The 19759-nt window shown below is 44.2% G+C and carries 16 protein-coding genes; 10 read left to right on the forward strand and 6 right to left on the reverse strand.

Features of this window, described 5'->3' with window-relative positions; all coding sequences use genetic code 11:
- Positions 1 to 2: 2 nt before the first annotated feature.
- The 5 genes from L3V35_RS00765 (at position 3) to L3V35_RS00785 (ending at position 3831) form a co-directional block, all read left to right on the forward strand.
- On the forward strand, positions 3 to 428 hold the full coding sequence (locus L3V35_RS00765) for a hotdog fold thioesterase (RefSeq protein WP_004730936.1): 426 nt from the start codon (positions 3 to 5) through the stop codon (positions 426 to 428).
- Positions 429 to 504: 76 nt separating this feature from the next.
- A complete protein-coding gene (locus tag L3V35_RS00770; protein WP_004730938.1) occupies positions 505 to 738 on the forward strand; it encodes a DUF3389 domain-containing protein in 234 nt (77 codons plus the stop codon).
- Between the two features lie 154 nt (positions 739 to 892).
- Positions 893 to 2584 (forward strand): SgrR family transcriptional regulator, encoded by a 1692-nt coding sequence (locus tag L3V35_RS00775; protein WP_237298114.1) that lies wholly within the window; start codon positions 893 to 895, stop codon positions 2582 to 2584.
- A 65-nt stretch (positions 2585 to 2649) separates the two neighbouring features.
- Positions 2650 to 3558, forward strand: coding sequence for a DMT family transporter (locus L3V35_RS00780; RefSeq protein WP_237298115.1), 909 nt, complete (start codon positions 2650 to 2652; stop codon positions 3556 to 3558).
- A 21-nt stretch (positions 3559 to 3579) separates the two neighbouring features.
- Complete coding sequence (locus L3V35_RS00785) at positions 3580 to 3831, forward strand: hypothetical protein (protein WP_017082269.1); 252 nt, start codon at positions 3580 to 3582, stop codon at positions 3829 to 3831.
- Between the two features lie 90 nt (positions 3832 to 3921).
- Here the strand turns inward: L3V35_RS00785 and L3V35_RS00790 are convergent, their stop codons facing one another.
- Positions 3922 to 4530, reverse strand: a complete 609-nt coding sequence (locus tag L3V35_RS00790; RefSeq protein WP_171328587.1) for a DUF2238 domain-containing protein — start codon at positions 4528 to 4530, stop codon at positions 3922 to 3924.
- Positions 4531 to 4732: 202 nt separating this feature from the next.
- On the opposite strand from L3V35_RS00790, the gene L3V35_RS00795 reads away from it, so the two are divergent.
- Positions 4733 to 5572 (forward strand): 2OG-Fe(II) oxygenase family protein, encoded by an 840-nt coding sequence (locus L3V35_RS00795; protein ID WP_004730947.1) that lies wholly within the window; start codon positions 4733 to 4735, stop codon positions 5570 to 5572.
- 308 nt (positions 5573 to 5880) lie between these two features.
- Positions 5881 to 6501, forward strand: a complete 621-nt coding sequence (locus tag L3V35_RS00800; RefSeq protein WP_237298116.1) for a DNA-J related domain-containing protein — start codon at positions 5881 to 5883, stop codon at positions 6499 to 6501.
- 84 nt (positions 6502 to 6585) lie between these two features.
- Here the strand turns inward: L3V35_RS00800 and mrdA are convergent, their stop codons facing one another.
- The 5 genes from mrdA to L3V35_RS00825 all read right to left on the reverse strand — a co-directional run bounded on the left by mrdA (position 6586) and on the right by L3V35_RS00825 (position 14519).
- Positions 6586 to 8484 (reverse strand): penicillin-binding protein 2, encoded by a 1899-nt coding sequence (gene mrdA / locus L3V35_RS00805; protein WP_237298117.1) that lies wholly within the window; start codon positions 8482 to 8484, stop codon positions 6586 to 6588.
- Positions 8485 to 8759: 275 nt separating this feature from the next.
- On the reverse strand, positions 8760 to 10415 hold the full coding sequence (locus L3V35_RS00810) for an ABC-ATPase domain-containing protein (protein ID WP_054546884.1): 1656 nt from the start codon (positions 10413 to 10415) through the stop codon (positions 8760 to 8762).
- Between the two features lie 119 nt (positions 10416 to 10534).
- A complete protein-coding gene (locus L3V35_RS00815) occupies positions 10535 to 12442 on the reverse strand; it encodes an EAL domain-containing protein (protein WP_237298118.1) in 1908 nt (635 codons plus the stop codon).
- A 178-nt stretch (positions 12443 to 12620) separates the two neighbouring features.
- The gene (fabV, locus tag L3V35_RS00820) at positions 12621 to 13820 is read right to left on the reverse strand and encodes an enoyl-ACP reductase FabV (RefSeq protein ID WP_237298119.1); all 1200 of its coding nucleotides are present in this window, start codon (positions 13818 to 13820) and stop codon (positions 12621 to 12623) included.
- Positions 13821 to 13901: 81 nt separating this feature from the next.
- A complete protein-coding gene (locus L3V35_RS00825; protein ID WP_237298120.1) occupies positions 13902 to 14519 on the reverse strand; it encodes an arylesterase in 618 nt (205 codons plus the stop codon).
- Between L3V35_RS00825 and L3V35_RS00830 the strand changes: the two genes are divergently transcribed.
- From L3V35_RS00830 to L3V35_RS00840, 3 genes are all read left to right on the forward strand, one after another.
- Positions 14518 to 15192 carry an ABC transporter ATP-binding protein gene (locus L3V35_RS00830; protein ID WP_004730959.1) on the forward strand — a complete coding sequence of 225 codons (675 nt, stop codon included), beginning with the start codon at positions 14518 to 14520 and terminating at the stop codon, positions 15190 to 15192. The two genes, L3V35_RS00825 and L3V35_RS00830, sit on opposite strands and share 2 nt — an antisense overlap.
- Position 15193: 1 nt before the next feature.
- Positions 15194 to 17632, forward strand: coding sequence for an ABC transporter permease (locus L3V35_RS00835; RefSeq protein WP_237298121.1), 2439 nt, complete (start codon positions 15194 to 15196; stop codon positions 17630 to 17632).
- A 531-nt stretch (positions 17633 to 18163) separates the two neighbouring features.
- A complete protein-coding gene (locus L3V35_RS00840) occupies positions 18164 to 19618 on the forward strand; it encodes an NAD(P)-binding protein (RefSeq protein ID WP_237298122.1) in 1455 nt (484 codons plus the stop codon).
- Positions 19619 to 19759 lie beyond the last annotated feature (141 nt).

Below are 19759 nucleotides of genomic sequence, written 5' to 3' on the forward strand. Positions count from 1 at the left end.
ATATGAGTATTTGGAAAAAGCCCGTTGACCTAGATACCTTCAACGCGACCTCAAAAAACACCTTAATTGAGCACCTCAACATTGTTTACACAGAAGTAAACGACAATTCCTTAGTGGCAACCATGCCGGTTTGTCATTTTACGCACCAACCACTAGGCATGCTTCATGGCGGCGCATCGGTTGTGCTGGCTGAAACGCTTGGCTCATTGGCGGCTAATTTCTGCGTACCAGAAGGCTACTATTGCGTTGGATTAGATATCAACGCGAATCATGTAAGATCAATGCGTGAAGGCCATGTTATCGGTACTGCTGAACCTATTCATCTGGGTGTCTCTACCCAAGTATGGCAAATCAATATCACTGACGAGCGTCAACGCTTAGTGTGTACGAGTCGATTAACGATTGCCGTGAAGAAACATAAGCGATAATAGAGTAGGCAGCAGTTAACTGTGTTCTATTTTGAAAGTAGTAATTTGTATTTAGAAGAAGTAGCTAGAGAAACCGATGGTCATAACGTTTAAAAGTGGAAAAGTTATCGCAACCGCACATGAGCTGGTTGTTCGTTTAGATGGTGAACATAGAGTCACGCTGCAAGCGCAAGTTGATGCGATTCAATTGATCGGAAAAGGGGCAAACGTTATTTCTGCCAACGGTTCAGAATGTAAATGGTCGATTAAATTAGACAATGAACAACAGCTTCGTGACATCGCTAATGAAATCGGCTGCGATGTGATGTAACCGTATGCTGCAAAAGTACTTAGCCATTCTGTTTGAATAACATCTTGGGACGTCATACCCAATAATTCGCAATAAAAACACGTAAGTAAGATTGATTTTACGTCTTAAAATAGGGAAACTGAATTCAATGTCCTTTGAATAAGTTTTCCTCTTTATGAGCAGCCCAAGACTTCGCGTTCAATTTGAAACCCTGTTTGAATACTTCGATGGTAAAGATTCTGATGTTCAGCTCGATGACATAACAGATGTACTCTGTTGTACGCGTCGTAATGCAAGAATGGTACTCAACAAACTTGAAGAACAAGGTTGGGTAGAATGGTTACCGGCGGCTGGCCGAGGTAAGTTATCTCAACTTATCTTTAAGCAGAATCGTTGCGATGTCAGTGAAAACTTAGCGAGGCGGTACTTACAGGAAGGTAAAATTGGTCAGGCGCTGTCAGTGCTTGACCACAATGCTGCCAAGCTTACTCAGGTTATTCAAAACTATTTGGGTGTGCAATATCAAGAAGGTGAGCAGGTCATTCGTTTGCCTTATTACCGACCGCTCTCAATGCTTAACCCGACAAAATCGATGCGACGTTCAGAGCAGCACATTGCCTGCCAAGTCTTTAGTGGGTTAACGCGACTGGATGAAAATGATCAGTTACACCCCGATCTTGCTCATTCATGGCAAAAAATCAGCGACTATCAATGGCGATTCTTCTTAAGGCCGGGTGTCCGTTTTCATAACGGGGAGCCTCTATTAACGAACCATGTTGTCGACACGCTTCTTGCGCTCGAACCACTCAATTTGTTCTCGCATATTAAAGATGTCTCTTCACCCGCAAATTGCGTGGTCGATGTCTTCTTAACGCGCCCAGATAAGTATTTCCCACTCGCGCTCACGGAATCGGTCGCTAAGGTCACTTTACCGATGATTTTACGTGGCGAAGACTACGATATTCGACCAATTGGTACGGGGCCGTATCGCATTGAGAAGAACGATGAGAAGCAACTCGTACTAACGGCTTTCAACGGATACTTTGGTTTCAGGCCGTTGATTGATCGCGTTGAGGTTTGGGTGGTTGATGAAGCGTATTCCTCTATGGTTTACCCAAGCCTTTCGAAACCGGTAATGGCCGACCGTGGTGATAGTGATGAAGTAGAGCTTGATCCCGGTTGTACGTATTTACTATTGAATAGAAAGAAGGGCATTGCACAAGATCCCGCATGGGCGGAGTTTTTGTCTAACGCATTGAATGCAGCTGATCTGTTTGTTCATATCCCAAAAGAGACCGTCATCGATTTGGGCGTTCTACACGCCTATGGGATAAAACCTGGCTGGTATGACATAAAGTTAAACACGCCAGTCTGTCCACCAGCAAATGCGAAACCAACCATTAGATTGGCGTACCAATGCCAACACCCGATGTTCCCAACACTTGCCAAAGCGATTGTCACCGTGTTGAAGCAATATAATGTCGATGTTGAGCTTATCGGTTACGAAACCGATCCTCCACACGCCGATAATGTTGATATTTGGATTAATCCAATGGGTATCGCTAACAACAGAGACGATGCATTGGCTGGTTGGTTAATGGATTACAGTTTTCTTGATGAATCTAGCCCAGCTGAAGACTTCGACCAATGGTGTCACATGATTGATCGTTGGCGCTCGGGCGAGTTTGAGCAATTCCCAGCAAGACAACTCGGGAAACAACTTGTGCAAAGCAATCAGTTGATCCCTATGTTTCACTGTTGGCTAGGTGTAAACAAAGACCAATGCGGTACGCTGCAGAACGCAAAGTGTAATGCATTAGGCTGGTTCGACTTTAGCCAAGTTTGGGTGAAGCCTGACGTTGATTGAAACCCAACGTTGATTGAAAACCAAGAACACTTATTAGGACCAAATAACTCAATTAGGACAACACGATGCAAACTCTGGTGGTTACATTTATTACGCTGGTGGCCTTTGCTGCTAATTCAGTTTTGTGTCGCTGGGCTTTAATGGATCAAACGATTGATCCTTTGAGCTTTTCGATCGTGCGCATCTTATCTGGTGCGCTTACACTTCTGATTTTATTCACTTTATCTTCCCAATCTAAGTATAAACAGGAGTTAGCAAACAACAGCACATCGGTATATACAAAGCTAAAGTCACAGTTTCAATTCACATCAATATTGTCACTGCTTGTGTATATGTTTGGCTTCTCATTTGCTTACCTAGAGCTTGGCGCAGGTCTTGGTGCGCTGGTGTTGTTTGTCGCAGTACAATTTACGATGATTGCCGCACACTTGTTCTCTGGAAACAGAATGTCATTACTTGAGTGGGGCGGATGTTTGTTATCTGTGGCAGGGCTTGTTTACTTGTTAATGCCAACTGAATCGACACAGGCACCAGACTTAGTTTCTATCATCTTGATGTCTCTGGCCGGAGTTGGGTGGGGTATTTACACATTGGCAGGAAAGAAATCTTTAAACGCACTGCAATCGACGACCGCTAACTTTGGATTTAGCTCGCTAGTTATCCTTGCAGGTTTAAGCCTTCTAGCTGTAATACCTAATGCAATGCCTCAAGTGTCTATCAGTGAGCAGGGTTTGATTTACGCGGTTATATCGGGCTCGGTGGCTTCTGGTGTGGGTTATAGTTTGTGGTATTACGTGGTGAAAAAGCTGAATACAGTGGTCGCATCCATTGCACAGCTTTCTGTGCCGGTTATCGCGACACTCGGTGGCGTCTTGTTACTCTCCGAGCCAGTCACCATGCAATTTATTATCTCATCGACCGTTATTTTACTCGGGATAAGCTTGGTTCTTGTCGCACCTAAACTTAAGAAATAAAGAGTTCAATCATTAACTTCTATGGCTAAACCAAATAAGAAGCAACCGACCAAAACGGTTCAGATTTTCTGTGCGAAATGCAAAACGCAACTTTTTAAGTATCGGAAAGGTGGCAAAGGTGCACTCGTGAAGTGTTTTAAGGAACGTATTGTTGAAGATTTCACTAAAGAGCCATGTGTGTGCCCTGAATGCGGGATTGAATTTGCGCGAGATACCTTGGTTCGAGGTACGCCAGCCTACAAGTTTGTGGGTGGCAAGGTGACTATGAAGTAGAAAAGAACAAATGCCACGACACAGTTTGTGTGTGGCATTTAAATCGACTAATTAACTTATAAGAAAGAAGTTGAGCGGGCTATCCACGAACTATTGAGCTCTAACTCGCCCTTGAAGTTTCAGAAGTAATAGCGAGACAATAGCACCCGTTGTATCACACAGCATGTCTTTCTGCGCATCCCAAATATCACCTTGTGAACCGAGGAATGCGATGCCTTCATCACCACCTGCAATCTCCGCGTACCACCACTCAATAATCTCATAACCTGCGGCAACACTCATGATGGCAAATAAAGCAAAGAAACAAGCTAATGCCGGTTGAGCCAATTTCTTACGAATCAAATATTCAGCGAGCGGGTAAGCGTAGAGACCAATCGAAAAGTGCGCCACGCGGTCAAAGTTATTACGCTCAGATCCAATCAGGTTATTAAACCAATCAAAGGGGACTTCAGCGAAAGTGTACTTAGCGCCAATCGTATGCAGAACCAACCAGATGAACATTAAAACGTAAGCCGTCTTTGAAAAGGTGAGCTTGGTGGATAGCCACCAGATACCTACTAATATCGCTAGAGCAGGAACAATTTCGGCAATCCATACTGCTCTTGAAGAGGGAGCAAACGCTGAAAATAGAAACACAATCAGATAAAGCGTCGTTAATGAAAGCAATGGTCGATTTTGAGCAAGTGGCGTAATTGTCATATCGAGATCTCTCGTCGAAGTTTTTAATAGTGTTACACAATATTGAACAGTGTTCAATTGGGCTGTAATCACCATATTTGTTGAAAACTGGCGTTATCGCCCAGTATCTAGACAAACGGTTGCGAGAGTTTCACAAAAGTTTGATTTACAACAAAGCGATCCTTAAAATCGCTTCATCACTACATAACAAGAAAGAAAAGTCATGAAACTGGAAACTGTCGATTACCTTGCTGACGACGCAGCAGAACAATTTGTTCGCTCTCTACGTGAAACTGGTTTTGGTGTTCTTAAGAACCATCCAATCCCAAAAGAGCTTGTTGAGTCTATTTACGAAAACTGGTACCAATTCTTCATCTCTGAAGAGAAAGAGAACTTCCACTTTAATGTTGAAACACAAGATGGATATTTTCCACCATCAGTGTCTGAAGTTGCTAAGGGTCACACTGTAAAAGACATCAAAGAGTACTTTCACGTATACCCTTGGGGCCAAATTCCTGAGCAGCTGAAAGAACAGATTCTAGATTACTACCAACGTGCGAATGCTTTTGCTCAAGAGCTTCTAGGATGGGTTGAAGCTCATGCTCCTAAAGAAGTACAAGAGAAGTTCTCTATCGCTTTGTCTGAAATGATCAACGGCAGTGAGCAGACTCTGCTTCGTGTTCTTCACTACCCACCAATGCAAGGTGACGAAGAGCCAGGCGCTATCCGTGCAGCAGCACACGAAGACATCAACTTACTGACTGTTCTTCCTGCAGCAAACGAGCCAGGCCTTCAAGTTAAAGCTCAAAACGACGAGTGGTTAGATGTTCCGTGTGACTTCGGCAACATGATCATCAACATTGGTGACATGCTTCAAGAGGCATCGGGTGGTTACTTTCCATCGACAACTCACCGTGTAATCAATCCATCAGGTGAACGCCAAGAGAAATCTCGTATCTCTTTGCCTCTATTCCTTCACCCGAAACCGGAAGTTGTGCTGTCAGAAAAGTACACAGCAAACGAGTACCTAATGGAGCGCCTAAGAGAACTTGGCGTTATCTAATTAGCGAAATATGTCGTGCTAAAATTGGTATAGATATCAAAGGTCAGCTAAATTGCTGACCTTTTTTGTACCTGTACTTCAGGATCACTTCTGCATTGATGGCGGTTGCACTCACTTAATGACTTTCAGTTTCATGATGAAAGGGTGCCTTTGAGCCAAGCGTTTGAAAGTTGTTGGTCCATTAGCTCGACAAATCACAGAAAATCGCTTTCAATTAAAAGAGATACGCCAATGGGTATGATGTAGGTTGCTCATTGTATCCAATGCCCTAGTCATCCATTAATACAGAAAATCTAACTGAGTCCACTATGTCGAATCATCAAGAGGTGAGAGCAAACTTTCATTGCCATATGGAGAACCCATTGCTTTGGCCGATTATGGAAGTGCTCAAGCAAAAGCCAAGCGGCTGGAAAGTACACACATTGGCGGCTCATCTTAACGACCTTGGGTTTGTGCCGGTGCTAGACCTAGCACCTGAGAAAGAGTTGTTTAAAAAGAACTTCCTCATCATGAATGCGCTTTATCAGCTTCAAGAAACCTTACACCCTGATGGTTGGCTACAAGTCCAAGCGATGGACATTGAATTGATGAATGGTCGTTATCACGGAAGCAGTCACAACATCGATCATCAAGACCCACTGCGAGAATACTACATTAATTGGATTAACTATGAAGCGGACGAGGGCGAAGTCAAAAGGCTGCTGAACGAGTTCTGGACTCGGTACAGAAAGTTTGTCGGTGGTGATGAGCTCGATATGGATAGAAGCCGAGCGTTAAACTTGTTTGAGTTACCGTTGGACGCGACTCATCATGAGATTAGAAAGCGCTGGCGACAATTGGCTTTGCGCTGGCATCCAGATAGGGACGAGGGCAACACGGCTAAGTTTCAGACATTGTGCGAAGCATGGCATATATTGAGAAGCTCGTAACCTAACGAAGTCTCTAGCTACGTCTAATGCAACTCTAAAATAAAAAGCCCCATACTATGAATCTAGAGTGGGGCTTTCTTGGTATTAGGAGTTATCTTTGTTTTGGCCACTTTTATGCTCAAACGCATAATCGAGTACTTTACGGATATATGGCGCGCCGACTTTTGAACCGCCGTTACCGTGTTCAATGACCACCGTCGCGACATACTCAGGGTGCTCGTAAGGTGCGAAAGCCGTGTAAAGCGCATGGTCGAGTAAATGCTTAGCCAATTTCTTCGAGTTGTAGACCTGATCTTTCGCAAGATCAAATACTTGTGCCGTACCTGATTTTCCGCCGCTAGTGTAGTTGGTTCCCTTAAATGCGCGCCTGCCGCTACCTCGACTGCCGTGGTTTACGAGTCTCATTGCATTGATGGGTACATCCCATATTTTGTCAGGGACTTCAGTGATAGATGGCATAGGTTCAGGTGTAACGAGTTGTTGTGTGTCAAAGTCCTCACCATGATCCAAGATTGCTCTCAGGATATGAGGTGGCATCACCTTTCCATGATTGACCAACACTGAAGTCGCTTTTGCCAGTTGCATTGGTGTCGATGTCCAATAACCCTGACCAATGCCAATTGGAACTGTGTCACCTTGATACCAAGGGGTACGATAGCGCATCATCTTCCATTCTCGAGTTGGCATGTTGGCGGTACTCTCTTCATAGATATCGATACCTGTAGGTTCACCAAAACCAAAGCGATTCATCCAGCTTGAGATACGGTCAATGCCCAAGTCAAAAGCGGTTTGATAGAAGAACGAATCCACTGACTCTTCAATGGCTTGAGTAACGTCGACGGGGCCGTGACCCCAGCGTTTCCAGTCTCGCCATGATTTAGAGCTACGCTTAGAACCAGGGATTTGCCATGAACCGTGATCATCACGAATCGTATCCTCAGAGATGACATGCTCTTGCAAGCCAGCTACTGCCATAAATGGTTTGATGGTAGATGCCGGAGGATAAACGCCGAGAGTAGTGCGGTTTACCAATGGGTGAGCAGGATCATTCAATAAACGCTGATAGTTCTTGCTAGAAATACCGTCGACAAAGAGGTTCGGGTCGTAGCTGGGGCTTGATGCCATTGCAAGTACACTGTTGTCTTTCGGGTCCAGAACGACTGCGCTGCCTGTTCGGTGATCAAGCTGGTCGAATACGTATTTTTGTAGTTCGAGATCGATATTTAATACGATATCTTTTCCTGCTACTGGAGCTACATACTCAATGGTGCGGACGACTCGCCCACGGCTGTTTACTTCGACTTCTTGATAACCTTTGGTGCCGTGCAAAATGTCTTCGTAATAGCGTTCGACACCAAGCTTACCGATAATGGTCGTCGCTTGATAATTCGCTTCGATGCCTTTTTCTTCTAGTCTCTTAAGATCGCTATCATTGATGTGTGCGACATATCCTAAGACATGGGTAAGTACCTCTCCATTTGGATAAAATCGTTTCAAGCTGGTATCGATCGATAAGCCGGGGAATTGGTACTGGTGCACTGAGAACTTAGCAATTTCCTCTTCGCTTAGGTTCTCTAGTATCGTGACAGATTTGAAACGGCGAGTGTTGTGATAACGCTTTTTGAAACGAGCAATCTGCTCAGCCTCTCGCGGGATGTATTTGTCCAACTTGGTAAGCATTGCATCGACATCATCAGTTTGCTCTGGAATCATCGTCAGATTAAAGACAAGTTCATTCTCGGCGAGCAACACACCATTACGGTCGTAAATAAGCCCGCGAGTCGGGGGAATAGGTAATACTTTGATTCTGTTGCCATCTGCACGAGTCTGATAGCTTTTAAAATTTTCGACTTGAAGTCGGTAAAGGTTGCCGACTAAGACAAGAGTGAACAGCAAGATCCCACAAAACGCAACGGTTACACGGTTTTTGAACAGATTTACTTCTTTTTTATGGTCACGCATCTTAACGCGTTTATGATTCATTGAAGCCTCAAGGGTTTGTTACATTTAGTTACACCTGTCGAGTCGGAACTTTATATGAATATCGCCATAGTTTTGTAAAAGCTGTGTCATGATTTTTAGGATAAGCACAATATTGGTCGGTTTTATCGCCAAACAAGATAAGTGAGGCAGGAGACGGTCTTAAGGCTTTGCTTTAGATCTAGATATAGAGCTAGAGCTAGAGCTAGAGCTAGCGAATAAAAAAACGGCCCTCACAATGAGAGCCGTCCATACAATTTATGATGCTTGGATCTAACTTAGTTCGAAGGTTTGAACTGAGATTTACGCATACGGTTTAGTGCGGCCATTACATCCAATACTCTTGGTTTCGCTAAATCACCGTAGTTTGGCATATTAACGTGCCACTCATCACTTAAGATCGCACTAAACTCTTTAGCAGGGTTGTTTGACCAACCTGGAGTTTGTGCAAACTGGAACCATGCCCAACCAATCGCGTTAACTTCTGATGTCGACTCTAACTGCTCCAATGCAGAAAGATCAGCGAATTCCTTACCAAAACGCAGAGACTCTTTGCCTTTCGCGTTAACTCGGAATTTGCCGTCAGTAAGAATATTCATCAGTGCAGCACGGTTTAACGAACGAGGAACAAACGTTTCTAATGCCGTCTCACATTCGTTAGTACGTTGAGTCGGGTGTTGAGCGATGACTTCTTGTGCTTTTTCAGTGACGTCTACCGCTTGGTAGTCGTGCATTTGAATCACAGTGTCAGCAACATCTAAGTAATCACCAGAACCACCCATTACCACGATAGTTGAGATGTCCATCTCTTCGCGAAGTTGGCCAATACGGTCAACAAGTGGAGTGATAGGCTCAGCCCCTTTTGATACAAGCGCTTGCATACGCTCGTCACGAATCATGAAGTTAGTCGCTGACGTATCTTCATCAATAAGTAGCGTTTGAACGCCTGCTTCAATTGATTCTTGTAACCAAGCCGCTTGCGATGTCGAGCCAGACGCATCTTGTGTACTGAAATCAGACGTGTCTTTTTGCATCGGCAAATGGTTGATGTAGTTTGATAGGTTCAAGTTGTGAACACATCGGCCATCTTCAGCGCGGATCTTCATTGTATCAGTCGCCGTCACGATACCTTCACGACCGTCACCAGGAATATGGTTGTAGATAGAACGTTCAACGGCGTTCAACAGCGTAGATTTACCATGGAAACCACCACCAACGATTAGCGTGATACCTTTTGGAATGCCTAGGCCAGTCACATCACCTTTGTTCGGTGTGTTTAACGTAACACTCAACGATTCTGGAGCAGAGAAAGGCACCGCACCTTTCATTGGTAGGTCACAGTTACCAGCAATACGAGGTAATACGCTGCCATTTGCTACGAATGCCGCTAGGTTGTTTTCTTCCAATTGAGCACGCAACGCGTCTTGGTCTTCAACGGCTTCACAATGCTTAATCATCGCTTCAATGTTGAGTTCGCGTTCAAGCGTTGCGCGACGAATAAACTTAGGCAAATAGAATGTAATGATGTTGATTGCTTTCTTTGCAAGAATACTACGACCATCTGCAGGTAGGTTGATACGAAAACGGATTTCGATACCGTGCTCGGTGAAAACCACTGAGGTGTTATCCAAAACAGTTTGACCCGTTAGTGCAATAGACACAGTCGTTTCTTGCTTAGCAAATTCAGAGAAGCTACGTGCAATGAAATCACGTGCTGCTACTTGGTATTCGTAAGACTTTTCTTTAAGCCAATCTAACCCAGTTAACGACCAAGCGCGTGTTGCGCGAAAACGTGAAGAAGATGCATACGGGTCACCTTGAACGTGGTCGATGTGTAATTCGAAATCAGCAAAGTCGTATTGACCTTTAATTTGTTGATATGCGCGGAAGTTTTGTTTTTCGAGCTTTTTAAGCTTTGCAGTCAACTGATCCATAACGAGGAATGCCTATATAAAGGGAAGATTAAAACAGAAAGGCGGCGATTATAAAAATCACCACCTTTAGAGTAAAGAGAAAGTAGGCCTAAATCCAAAACAAACTGCTCTTTTTCGCTTTAAGCGTAACGGGTTGTCCCCAAATAGTTTTGATTGATTAAACTGTGTTCGAATTCTTGGCTCGGCATTGGCCGCCCATAAAGGTAACCTTGGCCCACATCGCAGCCCTCGTTGATAATAAATTGCTCCTGAACTTCAGATTCTATCCCTTCAATCGTGACTTTTAGGTCGAGCTTCTTCGCGATTTGGACAATAGAACGAACGATTTCCGAGTCTTCGTGTGAGTTAAGCATCTGGTCGATGAAGCTCTTATCAATTTTAATCGTATCGAACGGAAATTTCTTGAGATAACTGAAAGAGGCGTAGCCCGTCCCAAAGTCATCCAGTGACAATGTAACGCCAATATCATGCAGTGATTCTAAGGTATTCTTAGCGACAACTTCATCGGCAATCAGGCCACTTTCTGTCACCTCGAGTTCCAAAAAATGAGGTTCTAGGTGATAGGTTTCGAGTAGGTGAACCACTTGTTCCGCAAAGTGCACGTTCTTGAGTTGAATTGCAGACACATTCACAGCCATCTTGAAATCTTCAACGTATTCGGACCACTCTTTCGCTTTTTCAATCGCATTACGCAGAACAAAGCTTCCGACTTCGAAAATCAAGCCGTTTTGCTCGGCCATATGTATCAAGGTTTCGTTGGAGATATCACCTAATACTGGATGGCGCCAACGTAGTAGGGCTTCAGCACCAACCCAACGATGCGTTAATGGACATACCTTAGGTTGAAAGTAGAGCATGAGGTCATCATTACGGACAGCTTGAAGCAAATAACCTTCGATCTTATTGATGTGACTTTGTTGTTCAGTATGAGATTGAGAGTAGTAAGCGAATTTTTGCCCGGAATCTTTACAGGCGAGCATCGCTTCTGATGATTTCTGGAGAATGCTTTCCGCATCGTCTTCGTTATCAGTAATCGCAATCCCGATAAAGGCATGCAAATGTACTTTGTCACTGTCGATATCGAACTCTGAATGGCCGACCTTAACGAGCGTCTGGCAAAGTTCTTCTAGGCGTTGGTGTAAATCTTTTACGCTGAAGGCCAGTACGAGATCGATAGAAGTAGGGCGTGCAGTTAGTACCTCGATATCAGAGACACTGTCGATACGTTGTCGGTATTCAACCAACACCTGGTCTAACGCGTGATAGCCATATCGAGCCTGTATGCGCCTTCCATTCGTAAACCCTATATGAATAACCGCAAATGAACTGTCCGTCAGCCTTTGTTGTGACGATAGTTTGTTATTTAGGCGAGACTCGAATGCGGTTCGGTTCAAAAAACCGGTGCCGATGTCATGATTCTTTTGGAAGTTTATCTTTTGTTCAGCCGCTCTTCGCTTATCAATTTCTTGGTTTAAAGAATAATTGAGGCTCGCGAGATCTTTAGTGCGAGTGTAAACCCGGTTCTTTAAGTCACGATTCATTTGGGTGAGTTTAGCGTGCTGAAACAAGGTTTTAAGCTGGGATTCTATCGAGGTACGAAAGCTTTCTAATAGCTTGATATAGGTAGGTGTATAGTGATTCTCTTTCGAGTCCAAGATACAAATGGTGCCGAATAATTCGCCGTTAGGCCAAAATAGCGGAATGCCACAATAAGAGATTAAGCCAAGCTTTGTATCGGGGTTGTTTTCCCAATCAGGATCGGCAAGCGCATTGGGCACCACAAGTTGTTGCTGAGACTCCATCACCGTTTCGCAGTAAAGCCCATTTCCTAAGGTTTCAGAATCGCCTTTGTTGTAAGGGTTATTCTCACTGTGACTGGTAGAGAAGACTTCAATATAGTTGGTGTGAACACGCATGATAAGTGCGGCAGGCACTTCAGTGATTTGAGCCAAGAGGTCGACAATATTCTGCCAGCTGGAGGCCATATCGTCAGGGATATCTAAGTCTATCGTTTTTATCTTCTTCATATGACTCCGAGTCAATTATGCTAAATGCATCAACACATCCTGTGTTAATTAAGATGAACCAAATAAACTGTGAATCTTACTTTTACTAAGTATAAGAAATGTTGCACAAAAAAACCTCTGCAATTTTGCAGAGGTTTTCAAATGTGAATCTGGGTCTCAGTAATGAGATAAGTTTCGATTAAGGCTTTAACTTTATAAAATCATCAGTGTTAAGTTTCTCTTTATAGTCTACCGACGGTTGAGCAAAACCGTTCAACTGTAAAAACTCTTCTTTGAATCCTTGATAGTCGCCAATTGCTTGAAAGTTGTTTTCATCCATAGCTTCAAGTAACTCAGTCACATGGGCTTGGGTTTCTGGATCGAGTTCCCATTCATCCATCCGAATTAGGCGTTCGCCGTCCAGAGGGACTTTTGATTGACCATACAGTTTGCTACTAAACAGACGCTGCATTTGTTGGATACAGCCTTCGTGCGTCTCTTTCTCTTTCATCACTTTATATAAAGCGAGCAGATAAGGACTTAATCCCGGAATGAATACACTGGCTTTGGTGACGAGTGCCTTACACACAGTCGCGTAGGCATTACCGCCGAAGTTTGCTAGTTCAAGATTCAGCGCATGGCTGGTTTGATGAAGGTCTATTTTAGCGCGTCCCAAAGTGCCGTCTAAGTAAATAGGGTGCGTGACTTCTGGACCAACATAGGAAAATGCGATGGTTTTACAACCAGGGGCAATGGATTCAGCGTTGATGAGCTCATCTATCCATTGTTCCCAATCTTCGCCGCCCATGACTTTGAGTGTACTTTCGGCTTCTTCTTCCGTCGCTGCAGCAAGTGTGTTTGTCACCCAGTTGTCGTGCTCTAGCGAGATAGTCGCACCGGTAACGCTTTCACCAATAGGCTTAATGGCAGAACGCCAAAGCTCATCAGTATTTGGCTTAGGTCGAACGCCAGCCGCTAAGCTATAGATAATCAGATCCACTTCACCTTCGAAGTAGGTTTCAATGGCTTCGACAACTTGTGTACGTGTTTCTTGTGAAAATGCATCGCCAACGATGTTGATAGCAGTGCGTTGCTCTCGTTCGGCTTCTTTCTTGAAGTAGATGTTGTTGTACCAACCAGCACTACCGAGGGACTTTTCGTTAGGACCGCGCTCGAATGAGACGCCGATGGTGTCAGCTTTTGCACCGCCAAAGGTTACGGCAATACGAGCGGCAAGGCCGAAGCCTGAGGAAGCGCCGATAATCAGTACTCGTTTAGGGCCATCTTTGATTTGCGGCGCACTCTTAACAAACTTGATTTGTTGCTTTACAGCTTCTTGACAGCCAAGAGGGTGAGCGCTTTTGGCAACCACCCCCTTGATAATAGGTTCGATCAGCATAAATAACCTTACAGTTAACGGTGATATGCACTCAGGCTAACGTAAAGCTGTGTAAAATTTATTGAGCTAGACCATTAAAACTTAAAGATACTGATATAATTCTTCGGCGACGAATTCAGCGATCCAAGGTTGAGCTTCTGGTTTTGGATGCAGTCCGTCGTTCATCATCCACTCAGGTTTAAGGATGATATGCTCTAGGAAAAACGGCAAAAGCGGCACATTTTGTTGATCAGCAAGCGCTGCAAAAACGTATTCAAATTGCTGGTTGTAACGCTTACCGTAATTCGGTGGGATTTTAATCTGCATCATAATTGGCTTGGCGCCCGCAGCTTTTATCTGCTCAATGATTTGATCAAGGTTCGCAGACATCAGCTTAGGTGGGAAGCCACGAAGGCCATCATTTGCACCGAGTTCGATAAGAACAGTGTCTGGAGCATGTTCTTCAAGTAATTGTGGCAAACGAGCTAACCCGTTGCCAGTTGTGTCACCCGAAATACTGCCGTTTACCACGGTAACTGTTTTGTCATGCTTCGCTAATGCGTTTGGCAATAGACTTGGCCAACTCTGTTTGATGTCCATGTTATAACCAGCACTCAAGCTATCACCAAGTACCAGTAACTTAGAATCTAACTCGGTACCTTGAGCCAAAGAAGCGGTTGAAAATATAATAAAGAATAAAAAGGAAATTAGTCGAGTCATGCATACATCCATCATTAAAGCTGAAGCTGTTTCAAAGACAGTGTCTACTAATCAAGAACATTTAACAATCCTAGAGCACGTCGATATTGATATTCGTGAAGGTGAAACTGTCGCGATTGTCGGCACCTCTGGCGCAGGTAAATCAACCCTAATGACATTGCTTGCAGGGCTTGATGTGCCAACGAAAGGCGAAATCAGTTTATTAGGGCAGCCGCTTTCACAGCTTGATGATGAAGCGAGGGCTAAGATCCGCAGTGAGTCTGTCGGGTTTGTATTTCAGAGCTTCTTATTAATTCCAAGCCTTTCTGCGCTGCAAAATGTCACGCTTCCTTGTCTACTTAAAGGGGAAGACGAAGACATCGAACGTGCGACGGCTTTGCTTGAATCAGTGGGCTTAAAAGACAGGCTTGATCACCTGCCATCTCAACTATCAGGCGGTGAACAACAAAGAGTCGCTTTAGCTCGAGCTTTTATGATCAAGCCAAAAATCCTTTTTGCTGACGAACCCACAGGCAACCTAGACCAACAAACTGCAGCCAAAATTGTCGAGTTGTTGTTTGAGTTGAACTCATCACATGGCACAACGCTTGTTCTAGTGACGCATGATCCTAAACTCGCACAACGTTGCCAACGAACACTTAAGATGCATGTCGGTCAGATAGAGGAAGTCTAAATTGAATTCATCAAACGGACTGAATAAACGCCTGTTCTCATGGAGTATCGAAGAGATTCGACACGGTCAGTTATGGCCAGTTTCCATAGCATTAACACTGATCATTGCGTGTGTTTTTGCATTGTCGGCATTGGCCGAACGTATGGAGCAGGTGATTGTTAAACAGGGCAAAGATGCGCTTACTGCCGATAGCGTGTTTATCTCAGCAAACCCAATCCCGCAACCCTTGCTGGACCTCACTCAGGTTGAACAGTTAAAAAGCTCTCAGTTGACCCGTTTTTCAACGATGGCATTCAGTGATAACTCGATGCAGCTAGTGACGGTAAAAGCGGTTGAAAGTAATTACCCATTACGTGGAGAAATGATACTAGAAGGTGCGGACAATGTGTCTAGTAACCATGTTGCGCCAGGTGAACTTTGGTTAGACGAGCGTATATTTGCACAGCTTGAGGTTGAAATTGGTGACAATGTCACTATTGGTGATGCCGATTTAACGATAACAGGGCGTATCACCCAAGAGCCAGGTTTGAGCTTTAACCCATTCCAACAAATGCCTGCTGTGCTAATTCATACCAGCGATATCGAGGCCACTGGAGCGATTCAACCGGGCAGTCGCGTAAGCTTTAGGCTGTTTCTAAACGGTGATGATACAAAACTGAAAGCCGCGCAAGACAGCGTAGAATTGACACCGAGCGATCGCTGGCGCACGCAAGATTCAGCGAGTCGCACTAACGACATGTTCGAGAGCACAACTCAATATCTTTCGCTAACGGTTGCTATCGTTGTGATCATGGCTGCGACCACTTTGGTACTCACTTGCCAACATTATGTTGCGAGTCGCCGTAAAACCATTGCGATGCTTAAGAGTTTAGGCGCGAGCAAGCAATGGATCATTAAATGGTTGTTTGTACAGGTGTCTCTGTTAGTGGTCATCGGCGCTGTACTGGGAATTACAATAGGGGTCGGCTTAGAGTTTCTACTTCGTATACCATTAGGTGATTTGTTGCCAACACCACTTCCTAGCTATGGCATTGAACCTGTCATTTTGGCGATTTTATCAAGTATCCTCATTGGTGTGCCTGCTCTTGGTATTCCGTTAATTGGCTTGGTCAACACTTCGGCAATCAGCGTGATTCAATCAAGTCATCAATCAAATGAAAGCTATAAGAAATACTTGTTATTGCTGGTACCTATAATTCCAATGATGCTGATGTACGGCGACAATCTGTTGGTATGGATAGTTCTAGCAGGTATCGCATGCCTGTTCTTAGTGCTCGCGATTGTCAGTACGTTTGTTCTGCGTTTGGTCGGCAAGCTGCCGACGTCGACATCTATGCGTTTGGCATTGAGCCGAATTAATCGCACACCTTTAGCAACAGGGATTCAATTTGGTTCTCTAGCGCTATCTTTGATGCTGCTATCGATCATATGGCTTGTGAGAAGTGACTTGTTGTCGGATTGGCAACAAACCTTGCCCGAGAACGCACCTAATGCGTTTGCGCTGAATATTGCGAGCTATGAGAAAGACAGTTATCTCGAGACGATTGATGCAAACGGAGTAGAGCGTACTCAAGCGTTTCCAATTATACGAGGAAGACTCACGACCATTAATGGCGTTGAAGCGGCAAAATACAGTGATACCTCACAAGAAACAGATGCACTAAGCCGCGAAATCAACTTCACTTGGGGAGATAGCCTTCCTGAGTACAATGAAGTGTTAGAAGGCAGCTGGACACAAGAGCAGGGCGTATCTGTGGAATCCGATGTCGCGGAGCAGCTGGGTCTAAAGATTGGCGATGAGTTATCGTTCACAATCAACAGCCAGAATGTCTCTGCCAAGGTGAACAGCATCCGAAAAGTAGAGTGGCGAGAAATGAAGCCGAATTTCTACTTCATATTTACGCCAGATGTTTTGAGCTCTATTCCTTCTACTTGGCTCGTGAGTTTCCGACTAGAAGAACAACATAATCAGATGCTCAACGAACTCTCTCGAAATCACCCAACCGTGAGTTTGATGGATATTCGTAAGATGGGTAGTAAGATCCAAGAGTTGCTCAAACAGATTGTTTGGTCGATAACCGTACTTGCGGCTTTGGGTGTGGTAGCGGGGTTGTTGCTAATCTTTACTCTGTTGCGATTGAGCTTGTCTCAAAGACAACAAGAGATACGTTTGTACCGCACTTTAGGTGCGAGTAAAAAGCGAATTCTCAACACTATTTGGTGTGAATACGGGTTAATGGCGTTAGTGGCTGGCTCGATTGCTGCGATGGGTTCTGAGCTCAGTGTTGCAGGGGTAATGAACTTTGGCTTCGAGTTAGAACCTTCACTCCACCCAATGCTGTGGATAGCGCTACCTGTACTAACGTTCATCACATTGGCTGCGGTAGTGAATAGCTTAATCAAACGTTTGTTGGCACCCGTGAACAAGGATTTTGGCTAGTCGCTAGCGAGATCTCACAAATGCTTAAAACGGTCTAAAAGTGATATTATTTATATTTAGTCATGCACTATTTATATAGCATCGCTTTAGACCGTTTTTTATTTGACCAATGGGTAGCACAAGTAACGAATATCGCACCTTAATTTTCCAATTTTTTAGTGTTTTTTAAAACTAATCGCACAATAATGCCGATTTAATGAACAGCGGTTAGTCCCTGTAAACAAAGGGTTTGCGCAACTTAGCAAGAACGTTATCAACAGTTATCCACAAAAACGGTGGATAACTTTAGGGATAAGTTAACATCTATGTTTTAAGAGTACTGGGGCAGCCTTTATGTGGCGTCACTTAGGACAATTTTGACTGTTAGAATAACCTTTAAAACTCTATCTGGAGTTATTGAGTCAAGAGATTATTTATGTTTTTTACATAGATATTAAATCCCACTGAACTAAGACCTTGATAAAAATGTGTTTTAATTCATCGCAGAACAAAAGTAGAATAGCGGCAGTTAATCTTATTCTACAGAACACGATGAACCACAACAAAACGGATACAAATCAGCCTTCTATTGCCATTGTTGGTGGTGGTATAGCCGGAACAACGAGCGCGATTCACTTTAGTGAGTTGGGTTTTAAGGTCACTATCCTGGAAAAAGGGCCGAGTTTGGTTAATGGTCCACCAATTTGCCACCTGCACGCTGGCGGCAATTTGTATCGGGATATTTCTGTAGAGCAGTGTCTTCAGTTGCTCACTCAGTCAATTGATACTGTCCGCTTGTTTCCCCACACGATCAATATTCGTCCGACAATTATTGCTGTTCCACACAGTGATGGTGGAGAGCCGTTGGATCTACTTCCGCGTCTAAAGATAATCAAGAACGCTTATGCTGAGCTTGTTAATCAAGATAAAAGCAACCAAGTGCTTGGTAAACCGGAAGAGTATTACAAGCTGTATGATAAAGAAGAGTTACTAGCACTTGCTACCCGAACACAGCCTCTGAAACCAACATCGCTTGATGATTGGTGTATTCCTTTTGCGAAACATACGGATCTAGAAACCCTTAAGTATCCTGTTGCTATGGTCCAAGAGTATGGCTGGAGTGTATTCCGCTTATCTGCAACCGCTCAACTGTCTTTGGGGCAACAATCGAATTGCTCAGTATTAACCAACAGCCGATTGCAATCTGTTGAATCGTTAGAGCAAGGCTGGTCTTTGACTTATACAGACGCTGAGAACCAAAGCTGTCATCTAACGACCGACTACTTGATTAATGCAAGTGGCTTTGAGACGGGCATCGTGGATGACTTTGTCGGTTCTAAGCAACAAAGGCTTGTTGAGTTCAAAGCCGCATATGTTACAGAGTGGCCGTATTCGCAAGAATGTAAGGAAGAGTGGCCAGAGGTTATCTTCCATGGCCCGAGAGGCACACCGCAAGGCATGGCTCAGCTAACACCGTACGCTGATGGTGTATTCCAACTTCACGGTATGACAGAAGGGATTACTCTGTTTGAGGGGGGGCTTGTTTCATCATCAACAGATTCATCACAACCTCAGCTGCCTTCTAAGCTTCTTAAGAAAATCGTATCAGGTTGGAGTGAAGAGCAGCTTGAATTAAGAACTCGCGCTGCGATAACACATATGTCTCAGTTCATCCCAAGTTTTAGCTCTGCACTGGTAGGTGGTAAGCCTCTGTTCGGTGCACAGCAGATTCCGGGAACCGATCCGAGCTTAAGAGCTTCAGATGTTTCATTCTGTGGTGAGCGCTATGCTCGACTTGAAGTAGTCAAAGCTTCCTCAACCCTAGAGGCTGCACAAAAGGTTGCTGAGCATTGGTTTGATGTCGCAGAGTCAGTATCGATTGAAGATACGCACTCGGTGACAATGTCACTTAATCTAAATGCAATTGAAAACAGAGCGATAGATTTGACACAAGAACGTGGATACCCAGAAGCGCTTGCAAAGGTGTCAGGTCAAGACCACGCTTAAAATTGCGCTGATTCATCTAGCGTCTAAATCATGATGGCCTCATCAAAAAAATCCAGCTTGCTGCAAACAGTAAGTTGGATTTTTAGTTTATACGTCTTGCTTCATGTTCGAAATTATACCAATCACAGTAAGTAAGTGATC

The organism is Vibrio sp. L5-1 (assembly GCF_021728315.1).
GTDB classification, from domain to species: domain Bacteria; phylum Pseudomonadota; class Gammaproteobacteria; order Enterobacterales; family Vibrionaceae; genus Vibrio; species Vibrio splendidus_K.

What these genes read in the sequence shown, in the direction of transcription:
- L3V35_RS00765 (WP_004730936.1), top strand. Translation starts at nt 3, where the DNA reads ATGAGTATTTGGAAAAAGCCCGTTGACCTAGATACCTTCAACGCGACC.
- L3V35_RS00770 (WP_004730938.1), top strand. Translation starts at nt 505, where the DNA reads ATGGTCATAACGTTTAAAAGTGGAAAAGTTATCGCAACCGCACATGAG.
- L3V35_RS00775 (WP_237298114.1), top strand. Translation starts at nt 893, where the DNA reads ATGAGCAGCCCAAGACTTCGCGTTCAATTTGAAACCCTGTTTGAATAC.
- L3V35_RS00780 (WP_237298115.1), top strand. Translation starts at nt 2,650, where the DNA reads ATGCAAACTCTGGTGGTTACATTTATTACGCTGGTGGCCTTTGCTGCT.
- L3V35_RS00785 (WP_017082269.1), top strand. Translation starts at nt 3,580, where the DNA reads ATGGCTAAACCAAATAAGAAGCAACCGACCAAAACGGTTCAGATTTTC.
- L3V35_RS00790 (WP_171328587.1), bottom strand. Translation starts at nt 4,530, where the DNA reads ATGACAATTACGCCACTTGCTCAAAATCGACCATTGCTTTCATTAACG.
- L3V35_RS00795 (WP_004730947.1), top strand. Translation starts at nt 4,733, where the DNA reads ATGAAACTGGAAACTGTCGATTACCTTGCTGACGACGCAGCAGAACAA.
- L3V35_RS00800 (WP_237298116.1), top strand. Translation starts at nt 5,881, where the DNA reads ATGTCGAATCATCAAGAGGTGAGAGCAAACTTTCATTGCCATATGGAG.
- mrdA (WP_237298117.1), bottom strand. Translation starts at nt 8,484, where the DNA reads ATGAATCATAAACGCGTTAAGATGCGTGACCATAAAAAAGAAGTAAAT.
- L3V35_RS00810 (WP_054546884.1), bottom strand. Translation starts at nt 10,415, where the DNA reads ATGGATCAGTTGACTGCAAAGCTTAAAAAGCTCGAAAAACAAAACTTC.
- L3V35_RS00815 (WP_237298118.1), bottom strand. Translation starts at nt 12,442, where the DNA reads ATGAAGAAGATAAAAACGATAGACTTAGATATCCCTGACGATATGGCC.
- fabV (WP_237298119.1), bottom strand. Translation starts at nt 13,820, where the DNA reads ATGCTGATCGAACCTATTATCAAGGGGGTGGTTGCCAAAAGCGCTCAC.
- L3V35_RS00830 (WP_004730959.1), top strand. Translation starts at nt 14,518, where the DNA reads ATGCATACATCCATCATTAAAGCTGAAGCTGTTTCAAAGACAGTGTCT.
- L3V35_RS00825 (WP_237298120.1), bottom strand. Translation starts at nt 14,519, where the DNA reads ATGACTCGACTAATTTCCTTTTTATTCTTTATTATATTTTCAACCGCT.
- L3V35_RS00840 (WP_237298122.1), top strand. Translation starts at nt 18,164, where the DNA reads ATGAACCACAACAAAACGGATACAAATCAGCCTTCTATTGCCATTGTT.